The sequence below is a fragment of the Nocardia sp. 852002-51101_SCH5132738 genome (assembly GCF_001665695.1).
Classification (GTDB): domain Bacteria; phylum Actinomycetota; class Actinomycetes; order Mycobacteriales; family Mycobacteriaceae; genus Nocardia; species Nocardia nova.
In genome coordinates this window covers 90,325-111,426 of sequence record NZ_LZML01000148.1, presented here as the reverse complement: position 1 = coordinate 111,426, position 21,102 = coordinate 90,325, and the positions used below count along the sequence as shown (strand labels likewise).

At 59.8% G+C, this 21,102-nt stretch carries 11 protein-coding genes and 1 pseudogene; 10 read left to right on the top strand and 2 right to left on the bottom strand.

Annotated elements, in window-relative coordinates:
- Positions 1-84: 84 nt before the first annotated feature.
- The gene (locus A5789_RS22235) at positions 85-888 is read right to left on the bottom strand and encodes a TetR/AcrR family transcriptional regulator (RefSeq protein ID WP_063013720.1); all 804 of its coding nucleotides are present in this window, start codon (positions 886-888) and stop codon (positions 85-87) included.
- A gap of 1,150 nt (positions 889-2,038) precedes the next feature.
- Here A5789_RS22235 and A5789_RS22230 point away from each other — a divergent pair.
- From A5789_RS22230 to A5789_RS22210, 9 genes and pseudogenes are all read left to right on the top strand, one after another.
- Positions 2,039-2,233 (top strand): helix-turn-helix domain-containing protein, encoded by a 195-nt coding sequence (locus tag A5789_RS22230; protein ID WP_063013722.1) that lies wholly within the window; start codon positions 2,039-2,041, stop codon positions 2,231-2,233.
- A 379-nt stretch (positions 2,234-2,612) separates the two neighbouring features.
- Entirely contained in the window at positions 2,613-3,878 is a 1,266-nt protein-coding gene (locus tag A5789_RS36800) for a hypothetical protein (RefSeq protein ID WP_155525624.1), read from the top strand.
- Positions 3,875-4,288 (top strand): annotated as a pseudogene (locus A5789_RS38620) (hypothetical protein); the annotation flags it as partial. The gene A5789_RS36800 and the pseudogene A5789_RS38620, both read left to right, overlap by 4 nt.
- A 234-nt stretch (positions 4,289-4,522) precedes the next feature.
- A complete protein-coding gene (locus A5789_RS35855; RefSeq protein WP_227462798.1) occupies positions 4,523-6,370 on the top strand; it encodes a ThiF family adenylyltransferase in 1,848 nt (615 codons plus the stop codon).
- The gene (locus A5789_RS35850; protein ID WP_082856984.1) at positions 6,367-7,449 is read left to right on the top strand and encodes a patatin-like phospholipase family protein; all 1,083 of its coding nucleotides are present in this window, start codon (positions 6,367-6,369) and stop codon (positions 7,447-7,449) included. The genes A5789_RS35855 and A5789_RS35850 overlap by 4 nt, the downstream gene beginning before the upstream one ends.
- Before the next feature lie 155 nt (positions 7,450-7,604).
- Positions 7,605-7,940 carry an Lsr2 family protein gene (locus A5789_RS22225; RefSeq protein WP_063013724.1) on the top strand — a complete coding sequence of 112 codons (336 nt, stop codon included), beginning with the start codon at positions 7,605-7,607 and terminating at the stop codon, positions 7,938-7,940.
- Between the two features lie 322 nt (positions 7,941-8,262).
- On the top strand, positions 8,263-11,829 hold the full coding sequence (locus A5789_RS22220; RefSeq protein WP_063013726.1) for a helicase-related protein: 3,567 nt from the start codon (positions 8,263-8,265) through the stop codon (positions 11,827-11,829).
- Positions 11,826-14,666, top strand: coding sequence for a DUF1156 domain-containing protein (locus A5789_RS22215; RefSeq protein WP_321190236.1), 2,841 nt, complete (start codon positions 11,826-11,828; stop codon positions 14,664-14,666). The genes A5789_RS22220 and A5789_RS22215 overlap by 4 nt, the downstream gene beginning before the upstream one ends.
- Before the next feature lie 165 nt (positions 14,667-14,831).
- Positions 14,832-18,212, top strand: a complete 3,381-nt coding sequence (locus A5789_RS22210) for a Swt1 family HEPN domain-containing protein (protein ID WP_063013730.1) — start codon at positions 14,832-14,834, stop codon at positions 18,210-18,212.
- Positions 18,213-18,451: 239 nt separating this feature from the next.
- Here the strand turns inward: A5789_RS22210 and A5789_RS22205 are convergent, their stop codons facing one another.
- Positions 18,452-18,985 carry a hypothetical protein gene (locus A5789_RS22205; protein ID WP_155525625.1) on the bottom strand — a complete coding sequence of 178 codons (534 nt, stop codon included), beginning with the start codon at positions 18,983-18,985 and terminating at the stop codon, positions 18,452-18,454.
- Between the two features lie 200 nt (positions 18,986-19,185).
- Here A5789_RS22205 and A5789_RS22200 point away from each other — a divergent pair, with 200 nt between their 5' ends.
- Positions 19,186-21,075, top strand: a complete 1,890-nt coding sequence (locus A5789_RS22200; protein WP_063013734.1) for a DUF262 domain-containing protein — start codon at positions 19,186-19,188, stop codon at positions 21,073-21,075.
- Positions 21,076-21,102: the final 27 nt, after the last annotated feature.

Sequence of the window (21,102 nt, the reverse complement as noted above, 5' to 3'; positions counted from 1 at the left end):
AAGGAACGCGATGCGAAAATGCTCCGCCAGCTTTCCCAAGCGACGCGGCTGTGACCGCGCAACGGCATGAGCTCCAAGTATGAGTTAACCGGCGAAATCTGGATCAGGCTCAGTCATCCCGTCGACCACCGCGAGGAACCCGACAGCGGCAACATGCCACTCGACTGGTTCATCAGTGATGCCCGGCATCAGAACGGGCGTATTAACGATCATGGGGTTAGTCCACTGCCGGCTGATATGGCCTTCGACGACCGACGAGCCGGTGAGCGCCAGCATTGTCCCGTTGAATCCCGGCTTGAATCGCAGCCCTAACTGCGGAATCAGGCTCTCGTAGAAGGCGGCAAGCCGACTCTTGAACTGTTGTTCAATCCCGCGCAGGAGACGAAGTATTCGCTCTTGGTCCGCGCCGACCAAGCTCGGCAAGGTTGCCACTAAGGCGGTGAAGGTGCGGTAGGACAAGGCAGTGGTCACGGTAGCGACGTTGCGCTCGATTGCTCGCCGGACCGCTTCGCGCAAGACGGCTCGCCGCCCCTCGGCGGTCGCCAGTCGGTCTCGATGCTCGTCGATGATGACCGCGACCACCAGAAGCGTTTCCTCGTCGAAAGCTCCGTCCTTCGTCGCGGGCTCGATCATCTTCTCCATCAGATCGAGGTAGAAGGCTTCCTTCGACTCCCATTCGCGATAGACAGAGCTCCGCGGAACGTCAGCGAGGCGGATTAGCTCTTCCATGTTCAGGTGAGCCAAACTAACCGTGAGCCCCGTCTCCTGAAGCATGTCCAGGGCAGTATCGAGAAGCCGTTTGCGCAAGTCATCCGACGACAAGCGGCGCCTCTTGCCGGCCGGCTTCGCCCATGAGCGCCGCTCCGCCAGGAGGTCAGGGTGGGACACGGTACTTCCTTCGTTTGAGACCAGCAGTCCAAAGTTCTAGATCCTGAACTCCGAGCTTTAGCCTATGAGGAAGGTTCTCACAGGTTGCAGGTGCGGATCAAGCAAAGCGACTGGTGGGCGGTTCGCGTAAGCAACGCCAGAGCGCAGCGCCTACTGACTGTGGTCCAGGATGCCGATGTGCGCATGTGCGCAAGCGATAAACCAGAGATGCTTTCCGACCCGATAACTCGAAGTTGCTCCATGACTCACTGAACTAAACGCGCAACTCTACCGCGGCTGCGCGAGCGCCTATTCAGAGTTTCTTCTCTATCTATTGCCACGTACTCAATGTCCAGAAAATACCGTCGCTACCCTTAATGCAATCAAATACGCTAGCAGCTATTCGGAATAGCTTAATTATGGTATTATACAAGCAAATATGCCGCGCAGGTTAAGCCCAGAACAAGTCCGCGATGAAGCTCATTTCGAGCTACAACAGGCTCTACGAGCCGAAATCGGCGCCTTGACGCTACGGCTATTGGAATTGGGAGCTGTCGACAAGCTGTCTAGCAAAGAGTTGGAGCCGGTCGTGCAGGCGTGGCAGCGAGCTCTTGCACATCGGACCACCTCGGGCAGCAATGTTAATCCGAATCGTACAGTGAATTTCAGCGAATAATTATCCGCTACCTGACTTTTTGTCGCGCCTTCGTTTTCGTCCAGGCCCAACCCAAACCACGCCTTCTTCGCGCGCGTCCACCTTGACGTTGATAGTGTCCGCGCCCACCGGCTTCGCCAGCCCTTCGCCGATCTCCACAATGCCGCCGGCACCCGCTCGACCTGCGAGCACCCCGACACCTCCCGCGCCAGGCCGGGTCCAGAAATGGAAGAGCGGCCCTATCCTCCACGATGTCCTGACGGCACCCGTTTCGAGTAAGGCCGCTGTGGTCGGCCTTCTCGAACGCTACTCAAAACAGTGGTCAGCCCGAGACCTCGCGCGGATTGTCCAGCTCGTCGATTCTTCGCCCCGCCGACCAGCCACTTCGCCGCCAAAGCCTCGCAGCCTGACCCGACGCTTGCCGCCGGAAACTGTTGCCGAGCTGGTCACTGCCTACCAAGCGGGCACGCCCACACCCGAACCTGCAAGCGCTACGACATCTCCAAGGCCAGCATCTTGAAGCTGCTCGCCGAGCATGGCGTCACGATGCGCCGCCAGCCACTTACGCCTGACCAGATCAACCAAGCCGCCAAGCTGTACGCCGACGGCAACTCCCTCCGCACCATAGCCGTCCAACTCGACAGCTCCTTCAGCACCGTCCGCGAAGCGCTCATCGCCCGCGGCGTGCAGATGCGGCCGGCGCGGAAGTAGGGCGGACGCCGTCTGTAGCACACGTTCTGTTACTCCCGCTGTTCACCGTGAAGATGCCATCGGCCACATCACCCTTGCGGATGTGACCGACGAGCAGGCGCAGCCCGCCGAACTCTCGCTGAAAGACAAGCGCATTAGGCGATTCCACGTGATGTCTCACCGCGCATGCAGGTCCGTACGGAACCGACGAGTGGCGCCCGTAACATCGCCACTCAACCTTCCGATAGCGGAAAGCATTGGGTACGTCAGCAGAACCGGATCACCTGCTTCCATAACGTTGCAGATCATGGCTGGGCCTTTGCCGCCGGTTGTTGTCGGAGTCACCCAGTACAGTCACGACGCTGTTCAAACGAAGCTACGCCGCACTCGGGGAGGAACCGTGGCCAGTCCTGAAGCTTTGCCCGCTCGTGGAGCGGTATTTTGGCCGGTTGGCACCGGCGACAGCACGACACTGGTTGTCGACGAATCGACCGTGCTACAGATCGACCTGCACGACCTGGCAAAGGCTCAGGACGAAGAGAACCCCGAGGTCGCAGTGGTCGACAGGCTTGTCGACGCTCTCCCCACCCAAGACGGCAAGCCGTACCTGGCGACCTTCGCCCTCACACATGCCGACAAGGATCACTGTCTCGGCTTCGCCGACTTGTTGTCCAAAGTTCAGATCGGCGAGCTGTGGTCTACGCCGCGCTTGTGGCGAGAGTTCAACGACCCTGATGCACCCGAACCTTGTCCTGATGCGGTTGCTTTCCGCGAAGAGTCAGAACGCCGGATTGAGGCGACTATGGCCGCCATTGCTAAGGGCGGTCAACCTGCCAGTGGTGACCGAATTAAGGTGGTCGGCTACGACGATGAACACAGCAAGCAAGCGTACGATGAACTTCCCGACGAGTATAAATCTTGGCCCGGCAAATCGATAACTAAACTCGATGGGCGCGACTACAGCGACCGATTTGAAGCATTCATTCATGCGCCATTCCGAGAGGACTGTGCAGCCCCGCGCAATGAGACGTCCCTCGCCATGCAAGTGACACTAACTGACGACACGGGCACTACAGGAAAGTTGTTGCTGTTCGGAGACTTGGCACATGACACAATCATGAAGATATTCGAGTACAGCGAGCACCATGATCGCGCAAATTACTTAGAATGGGATTTGTTACTGGCTCCACACCACTGCTCAAAGAAGGTCATGTACAAACCCGACGATTCAGGTAATGACGAACTTCAACTGGACATCATGGACGCTTTCGAACGCCATAAGCTCGAAAGTGGTGTCGTAATATTCAGTAGCGGCATTGTCCCTGCTAGCGATACGCCAGGCGCGAATCCACCCCACCGAAAAGCAGCCGATCGCTACGCTGAGATATCGGATGAGACAATCTGCACTATGTCCTGGGGAGACGATAAAGCGCCGTCGCCCATCATTCTCGGCATCGATTCTATGGGCGCGCGTATTGTTCGTGAGATCGATATTTCGGCTGCAAGCCGTCTTGCAGCAGTAACCGCGGCCGCCACGAGCCTTGCGAGCGCGTTGCCATCACCTGCGCATGCAACTGAGGACACAACAGATCCTATCGAAGATGCGGTCATATCCGATCGTGGCGGCGAGCGTGCGCCTGACCAAGCCGTCGGATTCGGCCAGTGAACGACCTCGCCACTGACCAGCTGCAGGAGCTCGCGGCGGCCAGCAACGGTGCCATAGAAATTTTGCGCACAGTTAGTCGCGATCAAACAACAGCGTATACTGTCTCGCTCGATACAAGCGGGATCACCAGTGTCACAGGGGGCATTAAGGTTCGCGCTCGCGAGCGTTTCGAAATTACCGTCGGGGGCCAATTTCCCTTCAAGCATCCATCAGTCAGCGTGCACCACCGAAGATGGGCGGGAAGCCCGCATGTAAATTGGGGCAGCACGCTTTGTTTGTACCTCGCGCCTTCAGTCGAGTGGAACCCTGCCGAGGGCATGAGGGGTTTGATCTCCAGGCTAAACCTGTGGCTCAAACGCGCAGCTTCTGGCACTCTCGACCCCCATGGGCAGCCCCTGCATCCACCCGCAGCTTATGCCTCAGGTGACGCGGGCTGGCTGGTAGTTCACCCCGAGCTGACGCACGCTTTACCTCTGTCTCCCTTCGGATCAACACGAGATAGAAATCATAAGATTATATACGCATGGTGCCGCCGGAGGGGTAACCGAGTCGATATTGTCGAGTGGCTCGGAGCGACGGACGTCTACTCACGTGTCTCAGCATCGAGTTTTTCGCCTTTCGATGCTCACGAAGAGCTCATATTCGTGGCCCCGGTCTTGCTGCTGACTGATATTATCGGTTTTGAGTACCCGGACAATGTTTCCGCCCTAGCGACTTCACTTGATCGATTTGGTGTGACCCGAAAGTTTCTGCTCGATTCTTTGGCAAGAGCCAGCACGATCAATAACTATATCAAGTCATTGACAGATACGTCAGAGAAGTTTCCCACGATACTCGTTCTTGGGACACCAGGCCGTGGCGTGGCGGGTGAAAGTGCAGTTACGCACATAGTAGCGTGGAAGCTCGACGACTTAGGGCACCGGATCGTTAAGCTTATCGGCGATATGCCCGCCAACGCTCCTCTGGAACTTTCAGAAGAAGTGCAGGATCTCGGCCGGAGTTGGATGGGATATGCAAAAGCTGAGTGGATGGTCGTCTACGAGAACCGGCCAGAGACTACTAACCGACGCGACTCCGGGACCGCCGCTAACTGGCTATCGAACAAGCGAGTTCTGATCCTCGGATGCGGAGCGTTAGGTGCACCTATCGCCGAGCATTGCGTACGAGCCGGCGTGGCGCAACTGACGGTCGCCGACAGCGGTGCGGTCACACCCGGAATTCTCGTTCGACAGCCATACAGTGATGGCGATATCGGCTTCAGCAAGTCGTGGGCTCTCGCGAAACGACTCTCAGAGATCCGACCCGAGCTTACTGTCGATTTCGTCAACGGCGATGTTGTCGCCAAGTTTCTCGGCGCAACAGCCAACGTTTCACAATTCGACCTAGTGGTGGACGCGACCGCCAATGCGAGTGTCAGGGCCGCGCTCGAAGCTAGACGTATGCCCGACAGGGAGATCTGGCCTCCGGTCTTGACAGCACTGTTTGGCCACGACGCCACGCTCGGCATTGTGACCGTCTCACATGGTGGCTCAACAGGCTCTGGCTACGACCTCCTCCGAAGGGCAGCGATCGACGCCTATGGATTCGAGAGTGGCGCGTGGTCAGATATCGCGGGGGATATATTCCCCAGCACTCCAAGATCCGATTTGTTCTTTCCTGAGCCGGGCTGTTCAGCGCCCACTTTCGTTGGCTCATCCGTTCAGACAGGCGCCCTAGCCTCATCATTGTTCTGGTTCGGGATAAATGAGTTGACAAGTCCAGCCAAAGGGAAGCCGATGAGTGCAATCGCAACTCAAATCGGCACCACGTCTCCCGCCCCCGGCACCACCCGCCTAGATTGGCCGAACGACCATGTTGCGCGCGATGATACAGGACAGTACGAAATTCGGCTTACACAGCGAGCACTACATGAGATGCGCGCCGAAACTCGACGCGGGGCACGAGTCCGCAACGCTAGCATCGAAACTGGAGGAATGCTCCTCGGCTCATTCGACGAAGCGATTAATGTGGTCCATGTTGACGTGGCCACGGGACCTTCGCCGGACTCGAAACTTTCGGATATTTTCTTCAGCCACGGCACTGAAGGAACGCAAGAAATTATAGACCGCTATCGTTCACAAACAAATGGACGTATTGGGTTCGTAGGGATCTGGCATACCCATCCCTACGGAAGAGCACATCCAAGCCCCACTGACGTTGCTGGTATGAAGTGGCTGGTATCTCCTGCTGGCGCGGGTCGGAGGGCCCTCATGCTGATCTTGGGCGGCGACCACGCGAGTTGGACCGATTGGGTCGAATCCGGAAAACCACCGAGCATGTACGTTCGCGTAGTCACCCGCCCGGGGGGGAGCATACAGTCGCATGAAAACTCGATATCATTAGCACCCTCCACCGCAAAATACTATTCGGGCGGATATGCGTCTTCTTACGACGATAACACTCCCCGCAAATTTCGTTGGTGGTCCGTTTTTGCTAGGGCTGGTAAGAAATGACCGGTACGTCTCCAAAGATCGGGCTCGCACTTTCGGGTGGCGGCTTTCGGGCGATCGCTTTTGGGATCGGAGTTTTACGGGCCCTGCATGACCGTGACCTCCTACGCTACGTTCGCGTAGTGTCCGGAATAAGCGGAGGAGGAATTCTAGCAGCCATGTGGGCTTACGGGCCGGAGAATTACGCAGAATTCGACGACTCGGTCGTAAACCTCCTTCGGACAGGTCTACAGGCGGAGCTAGTTTGGCGCACGTTTGGCCCACATTCGGTCTCTCGGAATGGAGTGAGTCTGGCCAAGGCCCTTACCGGCAAATCTCAACGAGTACACAATAGAACGGACAGCCTTGTCGAAGCTCTATCACACAGAGAATTTGGTAAGAAGAATCTCTCCGAGGTCACCCACGACCGACTGTCAACAGTAATATCGGCAACCGATTTGGCCACGTCATCAGCAATTCGCTTCGGCAGCAACGTCAGCTCATGCGCTCCATACGGCCGGATTACTGACAAGATTGCGGTTGCCGAAGCTGCAGCCGCCTCTGCAGCCTTCCCAGCATTACTGCCTGCCATAACGCGAACGTACAACTTCAAATACCGGGACGGATCGCCCCACGAAAAGACAGTCACTATGACCGATGGGGGCGTATATGACAACCTTGGCCTTTCGCCTCTTCTACCTGGTCGTTCGCACCAACACACCAGCCACGTTTATGAACTTGACTACTTAATCGTCTCTGATGCCGGCAGGGGAACTAGTCACCGCGTAGCGGCATCTTTTATGCTCCGCCGACTCGCGCAGAGCTTCGACATAACCCATCGAAAAACCCAGGACGCGGCCCGCTCTCGGATTCATCTTACGGGCGAGGCGCGGCAAGTATCCGGCTTTGTCCACAGCTACTTGGGCATGAACGACTCAAATCTTCCGTTGCCAGTCTCCGACTTAATTCCGAGAAGCAGCGTCAACGATTACCCCACCAACTTCGCGAAAATGGCAAGCCAGGATCTTGCGAAGCTGTCCACGCGAGGGGAGCAACTAACCCGGTCGCTACTGTCCTTCTACTGCCCTAATCTGCCCAACTGACGCTCAAGAGTAGACGGATCAGTCGGTGATCAGTCGGCTCGAAGGTACGGATAGGTGGGCTGCGATACATTCCCGTAACCCGGATGAGCAGTCAAGCGACCAGCGTTCTACGCTTGCTGCTCCAGTATTCACAGAATCAGACAGGAACAAACAACATGGCCAGGAAAGTCACCGTCGAGTTGATCGATGACTACGACGGCAAGTCGAAAGCCGAGGAGACGGTGTTCTTCAGCCTCGACGGCGTAGAGTACGAGATCGACTTGTCGGCTAAGAACGCGAGCAAGTTGCGCGGCCACTTCGAACAGTGGACCGAATCTGCTCGCAAGGTGGGCCGGATCCCCCGCGGTAAACGGAAGACCGCCGCCCGCACCGTGGGCGATAAGGAACAGACCGGCGCGATTCGCGAATGGGCCCGGAACAACGGCTACAACGTGTCGAGCCGTGGACGGATCCAGGCGGACATCATCGAGGCGTACAACAGGGCGAGCTGAGACCACCGCCAGCCATTCGTCTTGGCGCCAACACTTTGGGCGAAGCCAAGCAGAAGTCGCCGCTGCAGGCTAGTCGGACAAGCGTTTTCGGCTCTTCCGGGCGAACCGCTCGGCGCATCACCAGACGCCAAGGGCAGGTCGTGTTGGCATGCTAAGTGCTGTGCTGGGCGGGGCGAGGGTTCAGAGCGTTGACGCCGGATGAGGGGCCCTTATGCTCCCGGAAGCCTATGCCCTTCCTGAGCATCTCATGCGGTCCAAGAGAAGATGTCGGAGGTCGAACGTATCCTGATCTACTGCTTTGAAATCGGAGGGGAGCTGCCCAGTGAGCGAGACCACGGAGACGACGGTGAGCTTGGCGACTCTACGCACGGGGCAGCGCCTCCGCGGGCTGGTGCCCGGGCAGACGGTCACGTTGATTGCCGTCGATCCCATCGATTCGGCACTGTACGAGATTTTCTACCGCGACGACGCCGGACGCAGCGGCGCCCGTACGTTGACTGAGGCCGACACTGTACGTTTAGAACTGGCGGGCGACTTCGACGCGGCACCAGCGTTCGATGGTGATCCCGACGAGTTCCGGCTCGCGGCCGAAGCGCTGCGGATCAAATACGCGGCTTTGTACGACCCGATGGTGGCGGTTAACAGCTCCGACGTCGACCCGCTGCCGCATCAGATCCGCGCGGTCTATGAAGAGTTGCTGCCGCGGATCCCCTTGCGGTTCCTGCTCGCCGATGACCCCGGCGCAGGCAAGACGATCATGGCTGGCCTATACATCAAGGAACTGATCCTTCGCTCGGACTGCGAGCGGGCCATCGTGGTTGCGCCCGGCGGGCTGGTCGAGCAGTGGCGTGAGGAGCTGTCGCAGAAGTTCGACCTACATTTCCAGGTCTTCGGTCGGCAGATGGTCGATGATGCGGAGGGCCGCAACGTCTTCACTCAGCATCCGTATCTGATCGTGCGGATGGATCAGCTCTCCCGCAGCGACGACCTGATGGAGCAGCTCTCCGACGTGACTTGGGATGTGGCCGTAGTTGATGAAGCGCACCGGATGTCGGCGAGGTACTCATCGTGGGCGGGCGAAGTCGACGAGACCAAGCGATTCCGCCTCGGTCGGCTGTTGTCGGAGACCGCGCACAACTTTCTGCTGATGACCGCGACCCCGCACGCAGGCAAGGAAGAGGACTTCCAGCTGTTTATGTCGCTACTGGACCGGGACCGGTTCGAGGGGCAGTTTCGGCAGGGTGTGCACCGCACCGACACGCGAGGGCTGATGCGCCGAATGGTGAAGGAGGACCTGCTCACATTTGAGGGCAAGCCGCTATTCCCTGAACGCCGTGCCTACACCGTGGAGTACGAGCTGAGCGCTGCGGAGCGGGAACTGTATGAACTGGTCACCGCCTATGTGCGCACCGAGATGGGACGCGCCGAGCGTATCGCTCAGGCAGGAGACAAGAAGCGGGGCAACAACGTTGGCTTCGCCCTGACGGTGCTGCAACGGCGCCTCGCATCCAGCCCAGAAGCCATTCTGCGGTCGCTGGACCGACGCCAGCAACGCTTGGAGGGGCGCCTGCGGGAGATGCGCCGCGCTCAAGACGCCGCCCGCTACACCACTGGCCCGACCTACCCCTCTCAGACTGACACAGAGCTCCCAGCGATGGCGATTGAGGACTTTGAGGACTTTGATGAGGAGGCCACTGAGGAAGAACGCGCTCAGTTTGAGGCGCAGGTCGACCAAGTTGTAGATCTCGCAACGGCGGCTCAAACAATCCCCGAGCTGCAGGCCGAGATTTCGATCCTCGAAGACCTCATCCGCGTCGCGCGCCGCGTCCGACTGCAAGACGACGACAAAAAGTGGGTACAGCTACGCACCATCCTCGACGAGCAGGTCCTCGCCCACGACGGCGCCGGCGCAGCCCGAAAGATCATTATCTTCACTGAGCACCGCGACACCCTGGATTACCTGAACCAGAAAATCAGCGCGCGACTCGGCCGCGCCGATTCGGTCATCACCATCCATGGAGGCATACGCCGCGAAGAGCGCAAGGCCGCACGCGAGAAGTTCACCTACAGCCCCGAGACCGTGGTACTCCTGGCCACTGACGCCGCCGGCGAAGGACTCAACCTGCAACGCGCCCACCTGATGGTCAATTACGACCTGCCATGGAACCCGAACCGCATCGAGCAGCGCTTCGGCCGGATCCACCGCATCGGTCAGCGTGAAGTCTGCCACTTGTGGAACATGGTCGCCAAAGACACACGCGAGGGCGACGTGTTTGTACGGCTGCTGTCCAAGATCGCCCAGATGTCCATGGCCTACAACGGCAACCTTTTCAACGTACTCGGCGATGCCGACGCGTTCCAAGAACGGTCACTACGCGATCTACTCATCGAGGCCATCCGGTACGGCGATCAGCCTGAGACGAAGGCAAGGCTCGACCGCATCATTGACGCAGGGGTCTCCCACGGCCTGGACGAGATGGTCGCTGAGCGTGCTCTTCACCCGGAGATGTTCAGTGCACTCGATCTCGACGAGGTGCGGGCACGTATGGAGAAGGCCCGTGAGCGCCGTCTCCAGCCCGGCTACATCGCCGCATTCTTTCTTCCCGCCTTTGAGCGCCTCGGTGGCCGCATCCGCAAACGCGAGAAGGGTCGCTACGAGGTCACCCGCGTCCCTACCCGGGTCATTGACACCGCCCGGCGCCTCAACCGATGGGCACAGGTCGCCGACCAATACGAGCGCGTCACCTTCGAACTGCACCTCACCCGACCCACAGGGCAAACCACTGCCGCGCTCATTGCCCCTGGGCACCCACTGTTACACGCCGTGATCGAGGCGACCATCGAAGACCTCGGCGCGGTTTTGAAACGCGGCACTACCCTTGTCGACCGGCGTGAGAAGCAAACTGACGCCCCCATGCTGATGTATGCGGTCGAGCAGCGCATTGAGAACGCCGCCCCAGGCGCCCATACAGTGTCTCACCACTTTGACTATCCGCTGCTGGAACAAACCGGCACCGTCACTGTCTCAGCTGCGCCCCCGTATCTGGATTACGACGCACCTGAGCCGCACGAAGCCGATGCAATTGCCGCGATTGCAGCCAGCGACTGGGCCCGTAAGAACTACGAGAAGGCTGTTCGCGCCTGGTCCTTCAGAGACGGCCTCCAGCCGCGTATGGACGAAATCAAGGTCCGTCTTGACATCGAGACCTCACGCACCCGAAAGCAGGTCAAGGACCGACTGCTCGCCGAGATCAACCACTGGGACCGCGAATACACTCGCCTTGAGGCTCTCGAACGCGCGGGAACTATCGGTCGACTCCGGGCAGAGACTGCCTACGCCCGAGCGCGTCAGCTTGACGAACGCCTCGACCACCGACTCCGCGAACTCGACGAAGCCACCCAACTTGTCGCTGTCCCCGCCATTATCCGCGGGACGGCACTTGTCATTCCGAGCAGTGTGATCGCGGACGAGGCCCACCACCAACCGCAGATCTTCGCGCGTGACACCGACGAAGTCGAACGCCGCGCCGTCGAAGCCGTGCTTGACGCCGAACGATCGCTCGGCCGGACACCCATCGAGATGCCCCGCAACAATCCGGGCTACGACATCCAGTCCATAGACAGTGACGGCCGCATCCACTACATCGAGGTTAAGGGCCGCGTCGTGGGCTCAGATACTTTCACCATCACCGCCAACGAGGTCACCTTTGCGCAGACCCAAGTTGACCGGCACCGCCTTGCACTCGTCCTCGTCTCACCTGAGGGCGCGGAGCACGACGAGCTCCGCTACATCACCAACGCCTTCACTCACCTGGAGCCCTCGGCCACAACCCGCTCCTATAACGAGAAGTGGCGCGACTATTGGTTCCGGGGAGGTCCACCCCAGTGAGCCAGCTGGTACCCAATCCCACGGCAATCGACGAAAGCGATACGGTGAACGACGCTCCGAAGAAGAAGCTGATAGAAGTTTCGCTTCCGCTCAAGGCGATCAATGAGGCCGCCCAGCACGAGAAATCTGTGCCGCGGCGAGGCCATCCATCGACAATGCACCTGTATTGGGCACCCCGGCCATTGGCCGCTGCTCGTGCAGTCTTGTTTGCTCAACTTGTCGATGACCCTTCGGCGCACCCAGATCTGTACCCCACGCAGGAAGAACAGGATAAGGAACGAGCGCGGCTCCATGCGTTGCTTGCCGAAATTGTAAAGTGGGAAAACTCAAACAACGAGCAGCTAATTGCGCGAGCAAAAGAGGAGATTCGCCGCTCGAATCCCGAGGGGACCATCCAATTCTTAGACCCGTTCGCAGGGGGTGGGGCGATTCCACTTGAGGCCCAACGGCTTGGGCTCAGTTCTTACGCGTCAGACTTGAACCCGGTGGCCGTCTTACGCACAAAGGGGCTCATAGAGATTCCACCACGCTTTGCCGGAAGGCCACCGATCAATCCCTGCGTGAGCAGTCGAACAACGCCTTGGCAACGGGCTGAAGGCTTGGCGGAAGACGTCCGTATGTACGGGCAGTGGATGCGCGATGAGGCAGAGCACAGGCTGGCTGGCGTTTATCCTAAGGCCGTAGCACCGGGAGGAACGGAACATAATGTCATAGCATGGATCTGGGCTCGAACCGTACGAAATCCCAACCCCGCGAACCCCGTCGATGTGCCGATAGCGGCGACTTGGTGGCTGAGCAAAAAAAAGGGCAAGGAAGCGTATATCGTTCCATCTGTCGTTGAAGGTCGTGTTGTGTACGACGTTCGTCGAGGTGTCGATGGCCCAAAGGGGGAGAACGACGGTACCCGCGTGGGTCGTGGAGCAGTGAGCATCGTAGACGGGACGCCGATATCAGCTGATTACATCAAGGCCGAGGGATCGGCGGGCCGGCTTGGAGCACATCTGATCGCGGTTGTGGCCGAAGGCAACCGAGGCCGTCTATACCTGCCTCCGAGCGAAGAGCACGTGCTAGCGGCCCAGGTTCCTCGACCGCTCGATGCCCCGGATCAGGAGTTGCCCTACGATCCGAGAAATATCTGGACGCCGCCCTACGGGCTTACTCGATTCTCAGACCTATTCACTAACCGGCAACTGACGGTGCTGATCACGCTCAGCGACTTGATCGCGGAAGTACGTGAACGAGTAATCAGCGATGCGAAGTCGGCACAAATGGTTGATGGCGCGCGGCTTGAAGAAGGCGGAAATGGTGCCATCGCCTACGGGGACGCAGTAGCAACGTACTTATCCTTCGCGATCAGTAAGCTGGCCGACTGGTCGTCGACTTCTTGCAGCTGGATAAACACGATCGAAGGCGTACGCGACACGTTCGCACGTCAATCGATTCCTATGGCATGGGACTATGCCGAAATCAACCCCTTTTCGGATTCGGTCGGCAACTTTCTCTCGCATGTGAACTGGGTTGCAGCTGGCATCGGCGCGATGCCAGCCCCCGCCGAGCTGCCAGGATGCGTACTTCAAGCGGATGCGGCACGACGAGGATACGACGGCGTCGTCGTCTCAACCGACCCGCCATACTATGACAACATCTCGTACTCTGACTTATCGGACTTCTTCTATGTCTGGCTTAGGCGCTCACTCGGCGACGTACACCGAAAAACTCTCGGTACGTTGTTGACACCGAAGGCGGAAGAACTTGTGGCAAGCCAGTATCGACATGCTGGCAAGAAGCTTGCAGCCAAGTTCTTCGTGGACGGATTCAATCGTGTCTTCTCGGAGATCAGGCATGGCGCGAACCGAAATGTACCGATAACTGTCTACTACGCGTATAAGCAGCAGGACACTCGCGACGTCGGTACCGCGTCCACGGGTTGGCACACGCTCTTGGACGGCCTGATCGGCTCGGGTTGGGAGGTCACGGCTACGTGGCCGATGCGCAGCGAGCGCAGCGGACGGATGCTCAGCGTTGGGACGAATGCGCTCGCCTCCTCAATCGTTCTAGCATGCCGCCCGCGCCCGGAGGATGCAGCCGCGACTACACGTCGTGCCTTTATCGCTTCACTCAAAGCGGAGCTTCCGGGTGCGCTGCGTGACCTCCTGTCAGGCGACGTGGCTCCGGTTGATCTAGCTCAAGCCGCGATCGGCCCCGGTATCGCAGTGTTCTCCCGTTACTCGCGAGTTCGTGAAGCCGACGGGTCCGACATGAGCATTAAAGACGCGCTTCTGCTCATCAATGCCACACTCGATGAGGTCCTTGGTGAGCAAGAGTCAGACTTCGACCCCGATACTCGCTTCGCGGTGAAGTGGTACCGCCAGTACGGCTGGGGGCAGGAGAGCGCGGGGATCGCAGACCAGCTGGCGCGCTCGTCCGATACCTCGATCGGTGCGTTGGAACGTGGTGGCATCTTCGAGGCCAAAGGCGGCAAGGCGCGATTGCTGCCGCCAGCTCAACTTGATGGCGCGTGGGACCCCGCTGCCGATGACCGCGTGAGCGTGTGGGAGGCGACGGTACGGCTCGCAGCTGTGATGGCGAAGGACGGCGCAGACAAGGTGGCCGAGCTGCTGCCAAGCGTCCAGACCCGCGCGAACCTGGATGCGGTGAAAGAGCTGGGCTTCCTACTTTTCCACGAGGCTGAGAAGAAGAAGGACGCCAAGGACGCGATTTTGTTTAACGGGTTGGTCAGCGCGTGGGGTGACGTCAACGAGCAAGCGCGCAAGATCGGCTCCGCACCACGGTCCGCACAGCAGGCATTCGACTTCGACGAAGACGAAGACGAATGACTGGTTTGCGATGGGACGTGGAGCACAAGCAGGTATCTGGGCCAAGAAGTCGCTCTTGCCTGCGCGGTCGCCTGGCAGACTCGTCCGAACCGCCGCGTCCACGCATCCTTGCTTGCCACTCGCAGGTTGTGGCTGCAACATTGAGCACAGTCTTTGGGAGATGACATGGCGATGAATAACCGAGACCGCGTGGGAAAGGCGTTTGACCTGCTCGCGGAGGGTCTGCAGGATGTGGTCGACGAGGTGATGACTCGGGCCCAGGGTTCTAGCGAGTGGCCCACGAAGTGGGCCGAGGAAGACGCCCGCCGGCGCGGCGGTCCACTGCGGACATTCGCCAAACATGACGTGCAGGTGCAGCTTCGCGCGATAACCGAGCAGGGCTATCACTTCAAGGACGTGCTATCCCGTGCTCAGCAGGGGTTCGCGTCCGAGCTGCGAGAGAGCCGGAACCTGTGGGCCCACAACGAGCCGTTCAGTTCCGACGACGCTGCGCGAACACTGGACACGATTGAGCGACTACTGCATGCGGTCGGGGCGGTCGACTCTGCGGAAGATGTCCGCAAACTGCGGATCGATCTACAGCGCACTGTGTTCGAAGATCAGACGCGCAAGCAGGTTAAGCGCACCAAGGTGTCCTTGGAACCCAGCTCGGGGCTGAAGCCCTGGCGAGAGGTGATCCGCCCGCATCAGGATGTGGCGCGCGGAGAGTTCACGGCATCGGAGTTCGCCGCTGACCTGTACCTGGTGCACACCGGGCAGGCGACCAGCCCGGAATACGGCGACCCGGTGGAGTTCTTCACCCGCACCTACCTCACCGAGGGGCTGCGAGATCTGCTCTCCCGCGCGTTGCGCCGCCTCAACGGGGACGGGAACGCGAGTCCAGTGGTGAACCTCCAGACCAACTTCGGTGGCGGCAAAACCCACTCGATGCTCGCGCTGTACCACCTATTCAGCGGCACGCCGGCACGGTCGTTGCCGCAAGAGCTGCAAGAGCTAGTAGCCTCGAATGGCAATCCCAATCTCGACACGCTCGGGGTCAAGCGTGTTGCTCTCGTCGGTACCTACTTGCAAGCAGGGTCGCCGCTGGTCAAGGACGATGGTACTGAGGTTCGCACCCTCTGGGGTGAGCTCGCGTGGCAACTCGGGGGTCGGGAGGCCTACGAGATTGTCGCTGATGCGGACCGTGCGGGCACCAATCCTGGTTCGGCCCTGCGCACCTTGATCGACAAGTACGCCCCCGCGTTGATCTTGATCGACGAATGGGTAGCCTACGCGCGCCAGCTCGTGACCGATAAGGAGCTACCGTCAGGCTCGTTTGAGACGCAATTCACCTTTGCCCAGTCTCTAACCGAGATCGTGCGGTCGGTACCCGGCGCGATGCTCGTCGTCTCGATCCCAGCATCCGACACCGGCAATGACGGGCACGGGGCGGATATCGAGATCGGCGGTGCCAATGGACAGCTTGCCCTCGAACGTCTCCAGAACGTGATCCGCCGGGTCGCAGACCAATGGCGGCCATCCAGCAAGGACGAGTCATTCGAGATCGTCCGTCGCCGCCTATTCCAGCCGCCGAACGCCGAAGGTCTCACCACAATATCGGCGGTCGCGCGAAGCTTCGTCACCCTGTACCGCAACAACACGGCCCTGTTCCCGCGCGATGCGGCGTCGCCTAGCGATGACTACGAGAAGCGCATCCGCGCCTCCTACCCGCTGCACCCAGAGCTGCTGGATCGGCTATATGAGGATTGGTCGACGTTGGAGCGGTTCCAGCGCACCCGTGGCGTGCTAAAGCTCATGTCTTCGATTGTGCATGAGCTGTGGGCGTCAAACGACGCTTCGCCACTCATCCTGCCTGGCAATGTGCCATTAGATGCCACAACGGTGAACACTGATCTGACTCAGTACTTGGAAGAACAGTGGAAGCCGATCATCGATTCTGACATTGACGGCCCGGGATCAACCGCTCAGCAGATCGACCTCGACCGGCCAAATTTGGGCCAGCGGTTCGTGACTCAGCGGATCGCGCGGACGATCTTCATGGGTGCTGCCCCACGAATCAAGAGCACTCGCAAGGGATTGGACAAGCAATACGTATGGCTCGGCATTGCGGTGCCGGGCGATACGCTAGGCAATTTCGGTAGCGCGATAGAGCTGCTCGCTCAGCGGTCGACCTACTTCTACGAGGAGCAGGGCCACTACTGGTTCGATACTCAGCCGTCAGTCACCAAGACTGCCAACGACTACGCCGAACGGCTCCGCGAGGACGTCGAGACGGTCTGGAACGAGATCGCGCGACGGCTTCAGAGCGAGGAGCGTTCCCGAGGAGTATTCGACCGCGTGCACGTTGCACCGGCGTCCAGCGCCGACATCCCCGACCTTGAAGAAACCCGCCTCGTCATCGCACATCCCAGGCACACCCGCCGCAAGCAGGACGGCGCGGACTCGGCCACCCATCAATGGGTGCGCGGAGCGCTTGAAACCAAGGGAGCCAGCCAGCGCACTCATCGCAATGCGCTGGTGTTCCTCGTCGCTGACAAGAGCGAGGTGGAAAACCTGGAAGCAGCAACCCGCAGCTACCTTGGCTGGAAGCGGGTGCAATCCACCAGTGACAGCCTCAATTTGTCTGCCCAGCAGCGCCGGCAGACCGATGACTGGGTGGGACGGCTCGACCAAACAGTCTCTGATCGCATCCGCGACACCTTCGTCTGGGCTCTCTACCCCGAGCAGTTCGACCCCACTAAGCCGTTCGAGCTCGTTGCTGACAAGGTGCCCGACTCCGGTGGCCGATCCCTCGCCGAACGGGTAGCCGTCAAGCTCGGTCGCGAAGACCAACTCATCACTGATTTCGGTGCGCCGATCCTAGGCGCCACTCTGCACCAGGAACTCGCTGCCTTGTGGGACGAGGCCGGAGAAATTACCGTCGGCGAACTGTGGGGCTATTTCACTCGCTACACCTACATGCCCCGACTCGTGCGCCGTGAAGTTCTCGACACCGCCATCCAGCAGGCGCTCACGACAGTCCTGGTTGATAGTGAATGCTTCGGGATCGCCGTCGGCAAGGACGCTGAGACCGGGCGCTACCGGGGGCTGGTCCTTCCTCCCGACCCGAAAGCGGCCATCCAGATCACTGACAGCACACTGCTCCTCGACGCGAAGCGAGCACAGGAGCAGCTCGACGCAGACCGTAAAGCTGCGCAAGTCGTGGTGCGTGAAACAACCGGAAGTGATGGTCAGGGCGACGTCACCGAGACAGGCACGGCTGAACTGGGCGGTGACGAGTTGGCACCTGCGGAGTCGGCACCTGAAGCAGTGCTAGATCGCTTCTTCGGCTCCGTAAAGATCGACCCCGACCGCTACTCACGCGATATCGGGAACGTGACGCGCGAGGTCATCGACCGACTCGCTGGAGCGGGGGCTCGGTTGGAGATCACCATCGACATCCAAGCCATCAAATCTGAAGGATTCGATGAGTCCGAGGTCCGCACGCTCAGTGAGAACGCCCGCGTTCTGAAGTTCGATCCTAGCTCGGGCTTCGAGAAGAGCTGAAGGTGACCCACACCAGCAAAACCATCCGACATCCCGCGTGACGTTTTACATGACGAAGTCGAGATGCAGGAAGGTCGCCACGGCCGAGTTGTCGCCGGTAGCGCTGACTCGGCCGTGGCTCCCGTCAGAGCGAGGCAGTTCCGCTGGTGGACTGGTCGGTGGAAAGAAACTGGGTCGCCATGGGCCTGCAGTACGTCCAACATGCCGCTCCACTGCGGCGGGGAGCTGTATCAACGTGTTCAGCGGATCTCGAACTCGTCAGAATAGAGCCGGAACGATGGCGGAGAAGTCCGCTCGGGTATCTCGATGTAGTGGTCAGCTTCACGAAGATTACGGGGACGGTAGTTGCCGGTGAAGGTGACGGTGACGGATCCCCCGATGCCGTTCCGCTTTCGATCGCGAGTCGCTTCTCGCCGGAGGTTGCGCACCTCATCGATGTCCCTGCCGTCGTTGCCGACAGCGATGGTGCCGTCGTGAAAGAACTGGACGACGGTGCCGTTGTCTCCGGCGATGGTCGCGGCGACATTGTGCCCTTCCTTCGCATCGAGGGTTACCTCGAATTTCGGGACTTCTTGTCCGTCAGTCGGCCCCGGGATTGTGAGCTCGCGGCCGATTCCGAGCAGGACCGTCTCGCCGAGAGCGTTATGGCGGTAGCGGTCCATGACTGTCCAAAGGTGCGTCGTTGACCAGACTTTGACACGGCCGTCGAAGAACAACGTCGCTCGATCTCCATTATTGGAGCCGAGAAGTATGCGTTCGCTATTGCCTGACACAGATTGCCTCCGAGTCCGTCGCCGCGGCCATCGCAGCCAGGCGGGCGCCTATCTGGTCGTAGTGTCGCCACCGTGAAATGAACCGTTACTCGACTACCAACTGCTCAGGGCCAAGTCGGTTCGGGAGCATGCTGTCGGTCGGCTCTCCTATGCTTGATTCGCCCCGGAGGGACACGGTTGATGCGAGGAGTTCGGACCAGATGAAAGCTGATGCGCTGTCACCGCGAGCACTGTTCGACGGAAGGGTGCATTACGAGATCCCGGTCTTCCAGCGACCGTATGTCTGGTCGGAGGAAGATCAGTGGGAGCCGTTGTGGCAAGACGTCGTTCGTGTCGCCGAGCAGGTAGTCGCGGCCGGAAGCGATGAGGACGCGCTCGCCGCGGTGAGCGCGCACTTCCTCGGTGCTATCGTCTTCAAGGCTCGGCCGGCCATCACCGGTGACGTCACACGGTACGGCGTGATCGACGGCCAACAGCGCACGACCACGCTGCTGTTGCTATTGGACGCGGCCAAAAAGGTGTTCATCGGCCGCGGCTACGAAGATCAGGCCGAGGCGCTTGATGAGTTGACGGTCAACCCCGCCAGGCGGTTTCAGGACAAGGCGGAGCACCTGAAACTGCGACCGTCTCGGGTTGACCACGCGGCGTTCACAGCGGCAATGACCGCCAAGGCGGCCGACAAGTTTCAGGAACATCGAATCGTGGAAGCGCACAACTTCTTTCGCCGGCAGATTGAAGACTGGATCGATGATGGTGGGTCTGCCGGTGCTAGCAATCCGAGCCTGCAACGAGCGAAGGCGCTCACGGATGTGCTGCAGTTCCGGCTGATGGTTGTGGCGATCAACTTGTCCGGGCATGACGACGACCAGCTGATCTTCGAGACGCTCAACGACCGCGGCACTCCGCTACTGAAGGCCGACCTGATTAAGAACTGGGTGTTCCAACGCGGAGAGAAGCTTCATGCCGACATCGACAGTTGGCCTGATCGCTTCTGGCTGGAGTTCGATGACGACTGGTGGCGTGAAGAGATCGCGCAGGGCCGGCACAACCGTTCGCGCATCGACATCTTCTTGCAGTACTGGCTAACCATGCGGACCCGCCGCGAGGTCCTGATCAACGACACCTTCCGCATCTTCACCGAGTACGCCGATCCACATACCAAGACGGTGGCCGAGGCCGAGCGGTTCTTGACCGCACTCGCCAGTGACGCCAGTACGTTTCGTTCATTCGCCACCCGCCCGACGACCGATCCAGTCGGCCGGTTCTACGACCGGGTGATCCAGGAGTTCGAACTGGCAGCGACGACACCGCTGCTGATGTGGCTCGTCTCCGACAACCATGACATTCCCGAAGACCAAGTCGCGCTCGCACTTTCATGCCTCGAAAGCTGGGTCGTTCGACGTACGCTGCTTCGCCTCCCCAGCAGTGATATCAACAGGCTGATGGTGTCCGCCCTCGCGAAGCTCGACGGCGAGGCGCCGAAATCCGTCGGTGCCTCCCTGCAGCGCTTCTTGTCGGAGCAGCAAGCCGAGTCACGGCGGTGGCCGACCGATGAGGAAATCAAGACCGATCTGCCAGGACTACGTCTTTATGGCCGGGTCAAGCAGAACCGACTTCGGGTAGTGCTGCTGGCCGTCGAAGCGTTACTCCGCACTGAGCGGAACGAGACCGTCACAGTCCACGGCGATCTGCAGGTCGAGCACGTCATGCCAAGGAAGTGGAAACAGCATTGGGACGAGCAGCCGCCACTGAACGAGGCGGCAGCCCGTGACCGCGACCGCCTGGTGGATAGTCTGGGTAACCTGACACTCACCACTCAAAGTCTCAACGGTGGCTTGTCGAACCGGCCGTGGACCGACGATGAGGCGAAACTGACTGCGCCGACTGGCAAACACGCCCAACGAGGAAAATACTCGCTGCTGAACCAATACAGCCTGCTCGCCCTCACGAAAGAACTCCTCAACGGGCATGAGAAGGCTTGGACTGAGGACGACATCGAAGCTCGGTCCGAAGTGCTGGCCGACAAGATCTGCCAAGCGTGGCCAGGGCCGGTTCAGCATGTTAGCGCTGGGAACCAAGCAGGCACCTAAATGGCGGAAAGCTCGTTGTAGAAACGA